Raw genomic sequence first — 13,673 nt, forward strand, 5'->3', positions numbered from 1 at the left:
GGGTGTCCTAGTCGATCGTGACGTAGTCGGGGCCGGAGTAGTGGCCGGTGGTGAGCTTCTGGCGCTGCAGGAGCACGTCGTTGAGCAGGCTCGAGGCGCCGAAGCGGAACAGGTGCGGCTGGAGCCACTCCTCCCCCACGGTCTCGGCGACGGTGACGAGGTACTTGACCGCGTCCTTCGACGAGCGGATGCCGCCGGCGGGCTTCACGCCGATCCGCTCCCCCGTCCCGCGATACCAGTCGCGCACCGTCTCCAGCATGAGTAGCGTGGTCGGCAACGTCGCCGCCGGCTGCACCTTGCCCGTCGAGGTCTTGATGAAATCGCCGCCGGCGAGGATGCCGAGCCAGGAGGCACGCTTGATGTTGTCGTACGTGTTCAGCTCGCCGGTCTCGAGGATCACCTTGAGCGAGGCGTACGAGCCGTCCTCACGGCGGCACGCCTCCTTGACCTGAGCGATCTGATCGAACACCAGCCCGTAGCGGCCGGACAGGAACGCACCGCGGTCGATGACCATGTCGATCTCGTCCGCACCCGCGGCGACCGCTTCCGCGGTGTCGGCGAGCTTGATCGCGAGGGAGGACCGGCCGCTCGGGAAGGCGGTGGCCACCGCGGCGACCGAGATGAGGCCGTCGTCGGGGTCGCCGTGCAGGCTGCCGAGGGCCTCGACCGCTCCGGCGACCATGTCGCCGTAGACGCACACGGCCGCCACCCGAGGCGTGGACGGATCCGCCGCATCCGGGTTCTTCGCCTTGGCGACGAGCGAACGGACCTTGCCAGGGGTGTCCGCCCCCTCCAGGGTGGTCAGGTCGATCAGCTTGATGATCGTGTCCAGCGCCCACGCCTTCGACGTCGTCTTGATGGAGCGCGTGCCGAGGCCGGCAGCGCGCTGCTCCAGCCCGACGGCGTCCACGCCGGGGAGGCCGTGCAGGAAACGACGGAGGGTCGCGTCGTCCGGCTCACCGCCGAGGACGTCCACCGCCGTCCTGCGGCTGAGTTCTGTCGTCGTCACTGTTCCTCCAACAATGCTCGTGCTGTGGTCTCATCGGTCACCAGGACCCCGCACAGGCCGCTGGTCACGACCGTGCGCGCGATGTCGTGCTTGGCGGGACCCGCCGTCACGAAGATGGCCCGCGCGGCGCCGCGCAGGCGGTCGAGCGAGACGCCGACCGTGCGGGCGTCCAGCTGCGGGTCGACGATGTTGCCCTCGGCGTCGACGTAGCGCCCGAGGACGTCGCCGACGGCACCGCGACGTGCCAGCTCCTCCACGTCGGCGGCCGTGAGATAGCCGTTCTCGACGTGGGCGGAGGTCGCATCGCACGGTCCGGCGGTGAACAGGAACGCCTGGGCGTCCGCCGCCTCCTCCAGCACGGCCGCGACGGTGCGGTCGCCTTCGATGGCCTGCTTCGTCTCGACGTGCTCCAGGATCGCGGGGCTCGGCAGCAGCGAGACCTGGCCGGACGCGCGCTGGGCGATGGTCACCGCGAGTCCTGCGGCCCCTCCCGAGCGCCGGTTGAGGCTGACACCGCCGTTGAGCTGCACGACGGTGACGCCGTTCGCCCAGCCGTCGGGCAGGGCCTCGGCCACGGCGCGGAGGGTCTTGCCCCAGCTCACGCCGAGCGTGCGCGGAACCGGACGGAGGGCGGTCAGGAAGTCGGCCGCCGCCTGAGCGACGCGCTCCAGGGTGCCCTCGTCGCCCTCCGGCGAGGGGACGACCACCGCGTCGGTCAAGCCGAACCGCTCCACGAGCTCGCGTTCGAGGCCGAGCCGACGGGCGCGCGGGTGGACGATCTCGATGCGGACGATGCCGCGCTGACGCGCCTGCGTGAGGAGGCGCCCGACCTTCCAGCGGGAGATCTTCAGGAGACCACCGATCTCGTCCTGCGTCTTGTCCTCGTCGTAGTACAGCTCGGCGACCCGGACCATGAGCAGATCTTCTTCCACGGTGTCCTCCTTCCTCCTCCAGGGTACGCCGGATTCAGCGTTCGCGCACCCGTCTGCTCATATGCGCAGTCCCGCCATCCTCCCGCGCGCATCCGCCGGAGATGCGAGAAGGACGCCCGTCGATTCGACGGGCGTCCTTCTCTGCGGATGCGGACTACGCGCGCTTGCGCGAGGTGAGCACCTGGTCGACGATGCCGTACTCCAGCGCCTCGTTGGCCGAGAGGATCTTGTCGCGATCGATGTCGCGGTTGACCTGCTCGACCGGCTTGCCGGTGTGACGGGCCATGGTCTCCTCGAGCCAGGTGCGCATGCGGAGGATCTCCGCCGCCTGGATCTCGATGTCGGAGGCCTGACCGTGGCCGGCCTCCCCCATCGCGGGCTGGTGCATCAGCACGCGCGCATTCGGCAGGGCGAGACGCTTGCCGGGGGCACCGGCCGCGAGCAGCACGGACGCGGCCGAGGCCGCCTGGCCGAGCACGACGGTCTGGATCTGCGGCGCGACGTACTGCATCGTGTCGTAGATCGCCGTCATCGCGGTGAACGAGCCACCGGGCGAGTTGATGTACATGGTGATGTCGCGCTCGGAGTCCTGGCTCTCCAGGACGAGGAGCTGTGCCATGACGTCGTCGGCCGACGCGTCGTCGACCTGCACGCCGAGGAAGATCACGCGGTCTTCGAACAGCTTGTTGTACGGGTCCTGGCGCTTGAAGCCGTAGGCGGTGCGCTCCTCGAACTGCGGCAGCACATACCGGCTGGAGGGCAGGTTTCCGGCGGACTGGAACGTGGGTGTGTACATGGTGTCCTCTCGAATCCTTACTCGACGCCCGTGCCGCCGCCGCCGGTGACGTCGCTGGCGTGCTCGCGGATGTGGTCGACGAAGCCGTACTCGAGGGCCTCCTCCGCCGTGAACCAGCGGTCGCGGTCGCCATCGGCGTTGATCTGCTCGACGGGCTTGCCGGTCTGCGACGCGGTGATCTCGGCGAGGCGCTTCTTCATCGACAGGATGAGCTGCGCCTGGGTCTGGATGTCGCTCGCGGTGCCGCCGAAGCCGCCGTGCGGCTGGTGCAGCAGCACGCGGGCGTTCGGCGTGATGTAGCGCTTGCCCTTGGTGCCGCTCGTCAGCAGCAGCTGGCCCATGGACGCGGCCATGCCGATGCCGACGGTGACGATGTCGTTCGGCACGAACTGCATCGTGTCGTAGATCGCCATGCCCGCGGTGATCGAGCCGCCGGGCGAGTTGATGTAGAGGTAGATGTCCTTCTCGGAGTCTTCGGCGGCGAGAAGGAGGATCTTCGCGCAGATCTCGTTGGCGTTGTCGTCTCGCACCTCCGAGCCGAGCCAGATGATGCGGTCCTTCAGCAACCTGTCGAAGACGCTTGTCGCGACGAGGGGTTCAGCCATGTCAGCTCCTGCTTCCGTGTTTCAGTGATTCGAATCTACCGGCGCGCGCACAGCCCCTAGGTCGTGTTCGCCGTCGGCATATCAGGTGTCGCTGCCCGCGATCTCGTGCGCGTACGCCGTCATCGACCGGTGATAGCGCGGCAGGTGCGGGACGAGCGCGAGGATGGCCACCGACAGGCCCTGCGCGGGCCGGCCGGCACTCGCGAGGATGAGGGCGTGCACCACCGCGACCGCGTCCCGATACGCCCCGTCCGCCGCGATCTCCTCCTCGGCGCGGATCACCCGCAGCGCCTCGTCGTAGTCACCGAGGTTGCGCAGCGAGCTCGCGAGCTGGATCACGCACTGCGGGCGGTGCTCCTCGTCGAGGCCGAGCGCCAGGGCGCGGCGGTACAGCTCCACGGCCTCCGCCGGGCGCCCGGCGGAATCGCGAGCACCGGCGCGCTCGAACTCGGCCCTCGCGTCGTCCGCACCCCGTTCGGCGGCGAGGGCGTCGATGCGCGCGATCGTCTCGTCGCCGACCTCCTCTCCGGAGGCCTCCGCCCACACCTGCTCGATGCGGTCGTCCCAGCTCGTCATCCCGTCGTCCTTCCCTCGATGAGAAAGAGGGCGGATGCCGCAGCACCCGCCCTCTTCACTCGACCGTGCCGATCACTCGGCGGTGTCGGCGTCCTTCTTGGCCGGAGCCTTCTTCGCCGCCGGCTTCTTGGCGGCGGGCTTCTTCTCCGCAGCGGGCTTCTCGTCCGCGTCGGCATCCTTCTTGGCGGCCGCCTTCTTGGCGGGGGCCTTCTTCTTCGCGGCCGGCTTCTCCTCGGCCTCGGCGGGCTTCTCGTCCTCGGACTCGGCCTCGTCGTCGGTCACGACGAAGTCGGAGAGGTCGACGGCCTTGCCGTTGGTGTCCACGACCTTGACCTTGCCCAGGGCGATCGCGAGCGCCTTGTTCCGGGCGACCTCGCCGACCAGCGCGGGGAGCTGGTTCGAGGACTGCAGCGCCTCGACGAACTCCTGCGGCGCCATGCCGTACTGCGCGGCGGACTGGATGAGGTACTGCGAGAGCTCCTCCTGCGAGACCTGCACGTCGGCCTGCTCGGCGATCGTGTCGAGCAGCACCTGCGTGCGGAACTGCTTCTCGCTGGCCTCGGTCACCTCGGCGCGGTGCACGTCGTCCTCGAGACGGCCCTCGCCCTCGAGGTGGTTGTGCACCTCGTCCTCGATGAGCTGCGGCGGGACCGGGATCTCGATCTGCGCGAGCAGCGTCTCGACGAGCTTGTCGCGGGCGGCGGAGCCCTGCGTGAAGACGCCCTGCTGCTCGACGCGCTCGCGCAGGCTGTCGCGCAGCTCGGCGATCGTGTCGAACTCGCTCGCGATCTGCGCGAACTCGTCGTCGGCCTCGGGAAGCTCGCGCTCCTTGACGGCCTTGACGGTGACGGAGACCTCCGCCTCCTTGCCGGCGTGGTCGCCGCCGACGAGGGCGGAGCGGAAGGTGGTGTCCTCACCGGCGGTGAGCGACTCGATCGCGTCGTCGATGCCCTCGAGGAGCTCGCCGGAGCCGATCTCGTAGGAGACGCCCTCGGCGCGGTCGATCTCGGCGCCGTCGATGGTGGCGACGAGGTCCAGCTCGACGAAGTCGCCCTTGGCCGCGGGGCGGTCGACGGGGATGAGCGTGCCGAAGCGGGCGCGCATGTTCTCGAGCTCGGCGTCGAGGGCGGCCTCGTCGGCCTCCACGGCGTCGACCTCGAGGGTGATGCCCGCGTAGTCGGGGAGCTCGATCTCCGGCCGCACGTCGACCTCGACGTCGACGAGCAGGTCGCCCGAGAAGTCCTTCTCGCTCGGCCACTGCGTGATCTCGGCCGACGGGCGGCCGACGATGCGGAGCTTGTGCTCGGCGGTCGCCTCGCGGAAGAACTTGTCCAGGCCCTCGTTCACGGCGTGCTCGATGACGGCGCCGCGGCCGATGCGCTGGTCGATGATCGGAGCGGGCACCTTGCCCTTGCGGAAGCCGGGGATCTGGACGTCCTGCGCGATGTGCTCGTAGGCGTGCGCGATGCTGGGCTTGAGGTCGTCCGGGGTGACCGTGATGGTGAGCTTGACCCGGGTCGGGGTCAGCTTCTCGACGGTGCTGTTCGCCATGCTGGTGTGTTCTCCTTGTGGTTTCCGCGCAGAACGCGGCTGGAAGGTCGTGGGGTCGAGTCGGGGCGACAGGAGTTGAACCTGCGACCTCCCGCTCCCAAAGCGGGCGCTCTACCAAGCTGAGCTACGCCCCGGGGAATCCGCACGCAGATTCAGCCCCACCGAGTCTAACGGACAGGAGCATGCCCGACCGTCCGCTATGATCGATGGAGTCCGGACTCCGGTTCCGGGGGTGTAGCTCAATGGTAGAGTCTCAGTCTTCCAAACTGATTGCGCGGGTTCGATTCCCGTCACCCCCTCCACGTTGTCACCTCGGTCGAATACGCTGACAGGATCAGCTCCCGACCGGAAGGCCTGCCGAGATGAGCGCCTCGTGACCGCCCCTCCGCCGTCGGTTGCCGCGACCGCCATGGTGCCGGCTCCGGGTGGGCATCGCCTCCCGGCCGTCCTCTCCTCGCCGTCCGGCGTCCCCCGGCCGCCGCGCGACCGGCGATCGCTCAGGGGCGTCCTCGCCGGCACCGTCGGCACGGTCGCGGTGTTGGCGGGTCTCGGCATCACGCAGCTCGTCGCGAACCAGGGGTACGACGAGGCCGCCAGCGGGGTCGAGGACGCCACTCGATCGGTGACCGCCCAGCAGACGGAACTCCGGCAGCGGACCGCCGATCTGATCGCGGCGACGGATGCCGGCCATGTCATCATCGACACCGGCGCGCCTGCCCTCGCCGTTCCGGAGGATCTCTGGGCGGCCCTGGACTCCGCCGTGGCGGAGGGCGAGACCACCGGCGGCGAGGCCGAGGACGTCCTCGCGACGCGGCTCCCAGCCGACGAGACGAAACCCGGCTGGTTCTGGGACCTCTTCGCCGCGACGAGCCGTCTCGCCGAGGACCAGAGCATCCTGCGCGACGTCGCCGAGTCGATGGACAGCGCCTCCGCGTCCGCCGCCGCGAGCGTGGACGCGGTGCGGACGACCGGCGTGTCCGTGCTCACCGCCGCGGCCGAGGCCGCGGGCGCCTTCGAGACCGCGCATCCGTCCACTCGCAACGCCGCCGTGATCGCTCTGCGCGGAGCCGCATCCGACGCTCTCGCCGTCACCGAGGTCGACGACGCGGCCGCGGCCGCCTATGTCGCCCTGCAGCAGGCCGCCACCGAGGTCGTCTCCGCGGAGAACGCGGAGCTCGCGGAGAAGGCCGGTCCGCTGCAGAACGCCCGCCTCGAGGTGGAGGCGTTCGCGCGGTCTCTCGCGCCCGGCGTCCTGCTGGAATTCGACTGGGCCCCTCTCGTCAACGGCGCCGGGTACAACGGCAGCATGGGCGGGTACACCACCTGGTGGTGGGACGATCCGGGGCGCGCGGTCATCCAGCTGTCGGACTCGGTGGCGGAGCAGTGGCCCGCCGAACGCAGCCGCGCGCTCGTCGCCCATGAGGTGGGCCATGCCATCAGCGTGAAGTGCGAGGGCATGTACGACTCGTCCACCCAGGACAGCATCGAGAAGTGGGCGACGGCCTGGGCGATCAGCATGGGCTTCACGGACGACGCCAACGGGGTCTGGGCCTACGGGTATCCCCCGCAGAACTACATCGACGCGGCGGCCGGCTGCCGCTGAGACGGAAGAAGCCGCCGTGGTCACCACGGCGGCTTCTCCTCTCGCTCAATCGGCGGTCACTGACCCCGACGCTCGCGAAGCTGGGTGAGGGCGTCCTCCAGGAGCTGGACGGCCTCCTCGTCCGTGCGACGCTCCTTCACGTAGGCCAGGTGCGTCTTGTACGGCTCGGCCTTGGCGACGGCAGGAGGGTTCTCCTTGTCGCGCCCGGCCGGAAGACCGGACTGCGGGTGATCGATGATCTCCGGGATCTCCTCCTCGGGGAGACCGGCGGCGAAGTAGCGGACCGTCTCGTTGCCGAGACCGTCCCAGTACGACACCGCGATGCGGTCGGCGTGGTAGCCGTGGTCCTGCTCCCCCATGGGACCGGAACCGACGCGGGTACCGCGGATCGCGTTTCCACCGGTAGCCATCAGATCACCTCGAACTTCGTGATGAGGCCGAGCGCCACGATGGCGATGAACCACGTGAGCGCCAGGACGACGGTGAAGCGGTTCAGGTTCCGCTCCGCGAGACCGGAGGAGCCGACCGCAGTGGTCATGCCGCCGCCGAACATGTCGGACAGGCCGCCGCCGCGACCCTTGTGCAAGAGGATGAGGAGAGTCAGCAGGACGCTGGTGATGCCCAGCACGACCTGCAGGACGAACTCGAGAATTGCCACGGAAAGAGCCTTTCGCTGGGGCCGGAGCGCCCCCGTAACGGTCAAGTATACGGTGCAGCGGGGCCGGAGCCCCGCCGCACTCACACGCCGACGTGCTTCTCGAAGCGGATGATCGCCGCGAACTCGTCGACGACGAGGCTCGCGCCGCCGACCAGAGCGCCGTCCACGTCAGGCTCGCGCATGAAGCTGGCGATGTTCGCCGCCTTGACCGATCCGCCGTAGAGGATGCGGGTGCGGGCCGCCGCCTCGTCGCCGAGGACCTTCGCGATCACGCCGCGGAGCGCCGCGCAGACGTCCTGCGCCTGTTGCGGGGTGGCCGCCTGGCCCGACCCGATGGCCCAGACGGGCTCATACGCCACGACGATGTCGGCCGACGGGGAGACGCCCTGAAGGGCGGCTTCGAGTTGTCCGGCCGGAACGGCGCTGGCACCGAACTTCTCCAGGTCCTCCGCCGTCTCGCCCACGCAGATCACCGGGGAGAGGCCGTGCTTGAGCGCAGCCTTCACCTTGCCGGCCACGATCTCGTCGGACTCGGCGTGGTACTCGCGACGCTCGGAGTGTCCGATGATGACGTACTTCGCGTCGAGCTTCGCCAGGAACGCCCCGGAGATCTCGCCGGTGTACGCACCGGAGTCGTGCGCCGAGACGTCCTGCGCACCGAACGCGAACGGGATCTTGTCCGCGTCGATCAGCGTCTGCACGCTGCGGATGTCGGTGAAGGGCGGGAAGACCGCCACCTCCACGGACCCGTCCTCGTGCTTGGCGTCCTTCAGCGTCCAGTGCAGCTTCTGCACGAACGCCACCGCCTGCAGGTGATCCAGGTTCATCTTCCAGTTGCCCGCGATCAGCGGGGTACGGGAGCTCACGCCCATCCGAGGACCTCCAGCCCAGGTAGTTTCTTGCCCTCGAGGAATTCGAGGCTCGCGCCGCCGCCGGTCGAGATGTGCCCGAACTGATCGTCGGTGAATCCGAGCTGGCGGACGGCCGCGGCGGAGTCGCCGCCGCCGACCACGCTGAGGCCGTCGACCTCGGTCAGTGCCTGCGCGACCGCCTTGGTTCCCGCAGCGAAGGCCGGGAACTCGAACACGCCCATCGGGCCGTTCCAGAACACGGTCTTCGACCCGCGGATGACCTCGGCGAAGCGCGCCGCGGTCTCCGGCCCGATGTCGAGGCCGATGCCCGACGAGCCGAATGCCGTCTCCTCGATCGCGTCCGCGGCGGCCACCTCGTGGTCCGCGTCCGCACCGAAGGAGGCGGCGACGACCACGTCGGTCGGGAGCACGAGCTCCACGCCGCGCTCGGCCGCCTCGGCGATGTAGCCGCGCACGGTCTCGAGCTGGTCCTCCTCGAGGAGACTCGACGCGACGGCGTGCCCCTGTGCCTTCAGGAAGGTGAAGAGCATGCCGCCGCCGACGAGGATGCGGTCCACCCGCGGCAGCAGGTGCGAGATGACTCCGAGCTTGTCGCTCACCTTGGACCCGCCGAGCACCACCGCGTACGGCCGCTCCGGGTTCTCCGTGAGGCGATCGAGCACATCGAGCTCGGTCGCGATCAGGAGCCCCGCCGCCGAGGGCAGCAGCTTCGCGAGGTCGTAGACGCTCGCCTGCTTGCGGTGCACGACGCCGAAGCCGTCGGAGACGAGCACGTCGCCGAGCTCCGCGAGCTGCGCCGCGAAGGCACCGCGCTCGGTATCGTCCTTCGACGTCTCCCCCGGGTTGAACCGGAGGTTCTCGATCACGACGACCTGACCGTTCTCGAGGGACGCCACGGCGTCCTTCGCGGCCTCGCCCACGGTGTCGCCGGCGAAGGCGACCGGGGCGCCGAGCAGCTCGGACAGCCGCTGGGCGACCGGCTCGAGGCTGTACTGCGGGTCGGGCGCGCCGTCGGGGCGGCCGAGGTGCGAGCAGACGACGACGCGGGCGCCCGCGTCGATGAGGGTCTTCAGGGTCGGCAGCGAGGCGCGGACACGGCCATCGTCCGTGATGACCCCGTCCCGCAGGGGGACGTTCAGATCACAACGGACGATGACGCGCTTGCCCTCGAGCGAACCCAGTGAGTCCAGGGTGCGCAGAGTCATGTGTCGGAGCTCAGATGCGCTCGGCGACGTACTCGGTCAGGTCGACGAGACGGTTGGAGTAGCCCCACTCGTTGTCGTACCAGCTCGAGACCTTGATCAGGTTGCCGCTGACGTTGGTGAGCGTGGAGTCGAAGATCGACGAGTGCGGGTTGTGCACGATGTCGCTCGACACGATCGGGTCCTCGTTGTACTGCAGGTACCCGGCCAGACGCCCCTCGGCCGCAGCCTTCTTGTAGGCCTCGTTGACCTCGTCCACCGTGAGGTTCTCGCGGTCCGTGATGAGCGTCAGGTCGACGATCGAGCCCGTGGGAACCGGCACGCGGTAGGAGGAACCGCTGAGCTTGCCGTTCAGCTCCGGGAGGACGAGGCCGATGGCCTTCGCGGCACCCGTCGAGGCCGGCGTGATGTTGATCGCGGCGGCGCGGGCGCGGCGGAGATCCTTGTGGGGACCGTCCTGCAGGTTCTGGTCGGCGGTGTAGGCGTGGGCCGTCATCATGAAGCCGCGGTCGATGCCGAAGGCGTCGTTGAACACCTTGGCCAGCGGCGCGAGGCAGTTCGTGGTGCAGGAGGCGTTGGAGATGATGTGGTCCGTCTCCGGGTTGTACGTCTCCTCGTTCACGCCCATGACGATGGTGCGGTCGTCACCCGTGGCCGGAGCCGAGATGAGGACCTTCTTCGCACCGGCGTCGATGTGCTTGCGCGCGGCGTCAGCGTTGGTGAAGAAGCCGGTCGACTCGATGACGATGTCCACGCCCAGCTCGCCCCACGGGAGGTTGGCGGGGTCACGCTCTGCGAAGGCCTTGATCTCCTTGCCGTCGACGGTGATGCTGTCGTCGTCGTACGTGATCTCGGCGTCGAGGACGCCGCTGACCGAGTCGTACTTCAGCAGGTGTGCCAGGGTCTTGTTGTCGGTGAGGTCGTTGACCGCGACGATCTCAAGGTCTGCTCCCTGCGCGAGAGCTGCGCGGAAGTAGTTGCGTCCGATGCGGCCGAAGCCGTTGATACCGATCTTGACAGACACTCAGGTCTCCCTGTTTCTCATGCGCCGAGCGCCGCCGTCGAGCGTGCGCCATGCGCGGGTTTTTTGGCTGAGATGGCGCCCCGACGAGCCGTGGGCCCGCCGGGACGCGACCCGATTACGACAGTACCAGCAGGCCGTTCGTCTGCTGACGGGCGACCTCGAGGCGCTGGGCGACGTTCTCCCAGTTGGCGATGTTCCACGCGGCCTTGACGTAGTCGGCCTTCACGTTGAGGTAGTCGAGGTAGAAGGCGTGCTCCCACATGTCCAGCTGGAACAGCGGGATGGTGCCCTGCGCGGTGTTCGACTGCTGGTCGAAGAGCTGCTGGATGATGAGGCGCGAGCCGATCGAGTCCCAGCTCAGGACGGCCCAGCCGGAACCCTGGATCCCGGTGGCGGCGGCGGTGAAGTGCGCCTGGAACTTCTCAAAGGAGCCGAAGTACTCGTCGATGGCCGCCTTGAGCTCGCCCTCGGGCTGGCCGCCGCCGTTCGGCGAGAGGTTGGTCCAGAAGATCGAGTGGTTGACGTGGCCGCCGAGGTTGAACGCGAGGTCCTTCTCGAGCTTGTTCACGTTCGCGAGGTTGCCGCTCTCGCGGGCCTCGGCCAGCTGCTCCAGGGCGGTGTTGGCGCCCGCGACGTAGGTCGCGTGGTGCTTGTCGTGGTGCAGCTCCATGATCTTGCCGCTGATGTGCGGCTCGAGAGCGGCGAAGTCGTAGGGAAGGTCGGGGAGCGTGTAGGTTGCCATATCGCATTCATCCAATCCGCGCCGCGCCGCGGCGCTTGCCGATGCTCCGCGTCGCCGATGTGCGACGGAGAGCGGACGACTTTCATCCTACTGACGACAACGCCTCGGGTGTCCGGATCCTTCCGGGGGTTGACACGCCGTCCAGGGCGGCGTCACCCGAGTCAGACGTCGAGACCGGCGGGGACGGCGGCCTCGGTCCCCGGGATGCCCTCCTGCTGCGCGCGCTTGTCCGCCATCGCCAGCAGGCGGCGGATGCGGCCGGCCACCGCGTCCTTCGTGAGCGGAGGGTCGGCGTGGTGACCGAGCTCGTCGAGGCTGGCGTCGCGGTGTGCGAGGCGGAGCTCGCCGGCGACACGGAGGTGGTCGGGCACCTCGTCGGCCAGGATCTCGAGAGCGCGCTCGACCCGGGCGCATGCCGCCACGGCGGCCTGCGCGGAACGGCGGAGGTTCGCGTCGTCGAAGTTGACGAGACGGTTGACGCCGGCGCGCACCTCGCGGCGCTGTCGCAGCTCCTCCCACGCGAGAGCGGTGCGCTGGGCGCCCATCTCGCTGAGGATGGTGCGGATCGCCTCCCCCTCGCGCACGACGACGCGGGGAAGCCCGCGGACCTCGCGCGCCTTCGCGGCGACACCGAGGCGGTGGGCGGCACCCACGAGCGCCATGGCGGCCTCGGACGACGGGCAGGCGACCTCGAGCATCGCGGAGCGGCCCGGCTCGCTCAGCGAACCCGCGGCGAGGAAGGCCCCGCGCCAGAGGCCGGCGATCTCCGCACGGGACCCCGTGGTGAGGCGGTTCGGCAGTCCGCGGACCGGGCGGCGACGCTGGTCGAGCAGTCCGGTCTGGCGGGCCAGGGTCTCCCCCTGCGCGATGACGCGGACGGCCCAGCGGGCGCCGTCGTTGGCGGTGCTCGACTGCACCTGGGCGATCTCCGGGCGGACGCCGTAGATCTCGGCGAGGTCGCGGGCCACACGGCGGGCGAGGGTCTCGGCATCGACCTCCGCTTCCACCGCCACACGGCCGGCGATGGAGTGCAGACCACCGGCGAACCGGAGGATGGCCGTCACCTCAGCGACGCGCACCGTCGGAGGTGCATTGCGGATGCTGACGAGCTCAGCCTTGACGTCGGTGGTTAGTGCCACGAGACTCCTTCACGTTCACGCGCCGGGTCGCGACGCAAACCTCCAGCTTACTCGCTCGGGGGCCTATTCCCTGCCGAGGTCACGGTGGCGGACGTTGACCGCGACGCCCGGGATTCCCGCCAGTCGACGGGCGAGCTCCTCGGACATGGCGACCGAACGGTGCTTGCCGCCCGTGCACCCGATGGCGATCGTGGAGTGGCTCTTGTTCTCGCGCTGATACCCCTCGAGGACGGGCACGAGAGCCTTCGCGTAGGCGTCGAGGAACTCCTCCGCGCCGTCCCGGGAGAGCACGTACTCCCGCACGGTCTCGTCCTGCCCCGTGAGACCGCGCAGGTCCTCGTTCCAATACGGGTTCGGGAGGAAGCGCATGTCGGCCACGACGTCGACGTCGGTGGGCAGCCCGTACTTGAAGCCGAAGCTGAGCAGGGTGACCCGGTGCCGCGCCTCGCCCTCCTCCGAGAAGATGTCCGAGACCTTGGTCGCGAGCTGGTGGATGTTCAACGCCGAGGTGTCGATCACCAGATCCGCGGCCTCGCGGATCGGGGCGAGCCGGGCGCGCTCGGTCCGGATGCCGTCGAGGAGGGTGCCGTCGCCCTGCAGCGGGTGCGGGCGCCGTACGGCCTCGAAGCGACGGACGAGGACGTCGTCCGAGGCGTCCAGGAAGAGCACGCGGATGGATCCCCTGGTGCGCAGCACGCGAGCGACACCCGGGAAGTCGTCGAAGAGGTTGCGGCCGCGCACGTCGACCACCGCCGCGACCTTCGGCAGCGCGTCGCCCCCCATGCCGGTCAGATCGAGCAGCGGTCGGAGGATCTGCGGCGGCAGGTTGTCGACGACGTACCAGCTGAGATCCTCCAGCGCGTTCGCCACCGTGGTCCGACCCGCGCCGGACATCCCGGTGACGATGAGGAATTCGCCCTGTTCCCCGTCAGACATCGCTCACTGCTCCTTCTCCCCCTCGGCC

General features: G+C 69.4%; 15 protein-coding genes and 2 tRNA genes. 2 read left to right on the top strand and 15 right to left on the bottom strand.

Translation table 11 applies throughout. The features are described 5' to 3' along the window. Positions 1–7: 7 nt before the first annotated feature. The 7 genes from deoC to BV453_RS05035 all read right to left on the bottom strand — a co-directional run bounded on the left by deoC (position 8) and on the right by BV453_RS05035 (position 5,603). Positions 8–1,009, bottom strand: coding sequence for a deoxyribose-phosphate aldolase (gene deoC, locus BV453_RS05005; RefSeq protein WP_025105015.1), 1,002 nt, complete (start codon positions 1,007–1,009; stop codon positions 8–10). Further along, complete coding sequence (locus tag BV453_RS05010; RefSeq protein WP_060921184.1) at positions 1,006–1,941, bottom strand: sugar-binding transcriptional regulator; 936 nt, start codon at positions 1,939–1,941, stop codon at positions 1,006–1,008. Before BV453_RS05010 ends, deoC begins: the two co-directional genes overlap by 4 nt. 154 nt (positions 1,942–2,095) lie before the next feature. Further along, positions 2,096–2,737 (bottom strand): ATP-dependent Clp protease proteolytic subunit, encoded by a 642-nt coding sequence (locus BV453_RS05015; RefSeq protein WP_025105017.1) that lies wholly within the window; start codon positions 2,735–2,737, stop codon positions 2,096–2,098. Positions 2,738–2,754: 17 nt separating this feature from the next. Beyond that, positions 2,755–3,342 (bottom strand): ATP-dependent Clp protease proteolytic subunit, encoded by a 588-nt coding sequence (locus tag BV453_RS05020; RefSeq protein WP_025105018.1) that lies wholly within the window; start codon positions 3,340–3,342, stop codon positions 2,755–2,757. 81 nt (positions 3,343–3,423) lie between these two features. Beyond that, positions 3,424–3,918, bottom strand: a complete 495-nt coding sequence (locus tag BV453_RS05025) for a tetratricopeptide repeat protein (protein ID WP_249521018.1) — start codon at positions 3,916–3,918, stop codon at positions 3,424–3,426. Between the two features lie 72 nt (positions 3,919–3,990). Next, positions 3,991–5,469, bottom strand: coding sequence for a trigger factor (gene tig, locus BV453_RS05030; RefSeq protein ID WP_249521019.1), 1,479 nt, complete (start codon positions 5,467–5,469; stop codon positions 3,991–3,993). 60 nt (positions 5,470–5,529) lie between these two features. Then, positions 5,530–5,603: transfer RNA gene (locus tag BV453_RS05035), tRNA-Pro, on the bottom strand. A 94-nt stretch (positions 5,604–5,697) separates the two neighbouring features. On the opposite strand from BV453_RS05035, the gene BV453_RS05040 reads away from it, so the two are divergent. Next, positions 5,698–5,771 (top strand) — tRNA-Gly (locus BV453_RS05040). A 71-nt stretch (positions 5,772–5,842) separates the two neighbouring features. Beyond that, on the top strand, positions 5,843–7,072 hold the full coding sequence (locus tag BV453_RS05045) for a hypothetical protein (RefSeq protein ID WP_249521020.1): 1,230 nt from the start codon (positions 5,843–5,845) through the stop codon (positions 7,070–7,072). A 56-nt stretch (positions 7,073–7,128) separates the two neighbouring features. On the opposite strand, the gene BV453_RS05050 is transcribed toward BV453_RS05045, so the two are convergent. The 8 genes from BV453_RS05050 to rapZ all read right to left on the bottom strand — a co-directional run bounded on the left by BV453_RS05050 (position 7,129) and on the right by rapZ (position 13,645). Then, entirely contained in the window at positions 7,129–7,482 is a 354-nt protein-coding gene (locus BV453_RS05050) for an RNA polymerase-binding protein RbpA (protein ID WP_025105022.1), read from the bottom strand. Further along, the gene (gene secG / locus BV453_RS05055; protein WP_025105023.1) at positions 7,482–7,730 is read right to left on the bottom strand and encodes a preprotein translocase subunit SecG; all 249 of its coding nucleotides are present in this window, start codon (positions 7,728–7,730) and stop codon (positions 7,482–7,484) included. Before secG ends, BV453_RS05050 begins: the two co-directional genes overlap by 1 nt. Positions 7,731–7,810: 80 nt before the next feature. Further along, on the bottom strand, positions 7,811–8,602 hold the full coding sequence (tpiA, locus tag BV453_RS05060) for a triose-phosphate isomerase (protein ID WP_025105024.1): 792 nt from the start codon (positions 8,600–8,602) through the stop codon (positions 7,811–7,813). Beyond that, positions 8,593–9,807 carry a phosphoglycerate kinase gene (gene pgk / locus BV453_RS05065; protein WP_025105025.1) on the bottom strand — a complete coding sequence of 405 codons (1,215 nt, stop codon included), beginning with the start codon at positions 9,805–9,807 and terminating at the stop codon, positions 8,593–8,595. Before pgk ends, tpiA begins: the two co-directional genes overlap by 10 nt. 10 nt (positions 9,808–9,817) lie before the next feature. Next, positions 9,818–10,828 carry a type I glyceraldehyde-3-phosphate dehydrogenase gene (gene gap, locus BV453_RS05070; RefSeq protein WP_025105026.1) on the bottom strand — a complete coding sequence of 337 codons (1,011 nt, stop codon included), beginning with the start codon at positions 10,826–10,828 and terminating at the stop codon, positions 9,818–9,820. A gap of 115 nt (positions 10,829–10,943) precedes the next feature. Next, entirely contained in the window at positions 10,944–11,570 is a 627-nt protein-coding gene (locus BV453_RS05075; RefSeq protein ID WP_025105027.1) for a superoxide dismutase, read from the bottom strand. Positions 11,571–11,731: 161 nt separating this feature from the next. Then, the gene (gene whiA, locus BV453_RS05080; protein WP_025105028.1) at positions 11,732–12,709 is read right to left on the bottom strand and encodes a DNA-binding protein WhiA; all 978 of its coding nucleotides are present in this window, start codon (positions 12,707–12,709) and stop codon (positions 11,732–11,734) included. 63 nt (positions 12,710–12,772) lie between these two features. Beyond that, positions 12,773–13,645 carry an RNase adapter RapZ gene (gene rapZ, locus BV453_RS05085; protein WP_025105029.1) on the bottom strand — a complete coding sequence of 291 codons (873 nt, stop codon included), beginning with the start codon at positions 13,643–13,645 and terminating at the stop codon, positions 12,773–12,775. Positions 13,646–13,673: the final 28 nt, after the last annotated feature.

The sequence above is a fragment of the Microbacterium sp. ER1 genome (assembly GCF_023383675.1).
Lineage (GTDB): Bacteria > Actinomycetota > Actinomycetes > Actinomycetales > Microbacteriaceae > Microbacterium.

What these genes read in the sequence shown, in the direction of transcription:
- rapZ (WP_025105029.1), bottom strand. Translation starts at nt 13,645, where the DNA reads ATGTCTGACGGGGAACAGGGCGAATTCCTCATCGTCACCGGGATGTCC.
- BV453_RS05050 (WP_025105022.1), bottom strand. Translation starts at nt 7,482, where the DNA reads ATGGCTACCGGTGGAAACGCGATCCGCGGTACCCGCGTCGGTTCCGGT.
- BV453_RS05075 (WP_025105027.1), bottom strand. Translation starts at nt 11,570, where the DNA reads ATGGCAACCTACACGCTCCCCGACCTTCCCTACGACTTCGCCGCTCTC.
- tpiA (WP_025105024.1), bottom strand. Translation starts at nt 8,602, where the DNA reads ATGGGCGTGAGCTCCCGTACCCCGCTGATCGCGGGCAACTGGAAGATG.
- pgk (WP_025105025.1), bottom strand. Translation starts at nt 9,807, where the DNA reads ATGACTCTGCGCACCCTGGACTCACTGGGTTCGCTCGAGGGCAAGCGC.
- tig (WP_249521019.1), bottom strand. Translation starts at nt 5,469, where the DNA reads ATGGCGAACAGCACCGTCGAGAAGCTGACCCCGACCCGGGTCAAGCTC.
- BV453_RS05020 (WP_025105018.1), bottom strand. Translation starts at nt 3,342, where the DNA reads ATGGCTGAACCCCTCGTCGCGACAAGCGTCTTCGACAGGTTGCTGAAG.
- BV453_RS05025 (WP_249521018.1), bottom strand. Translation starts at nt 3,918, where the DNA reads ATGACGAGCTGGGACGACCGCATCGAGCAGGTGTGGGCGGAGGCCTCC.
- BV453_RS05015 (WP_025105017.1), bottom strand. Translation starts at nt 2,737, where the DNA reads ATGTACACACCCACGTTCCAGTCCGCCGGAAACCTGCCCTCCAGCCGG.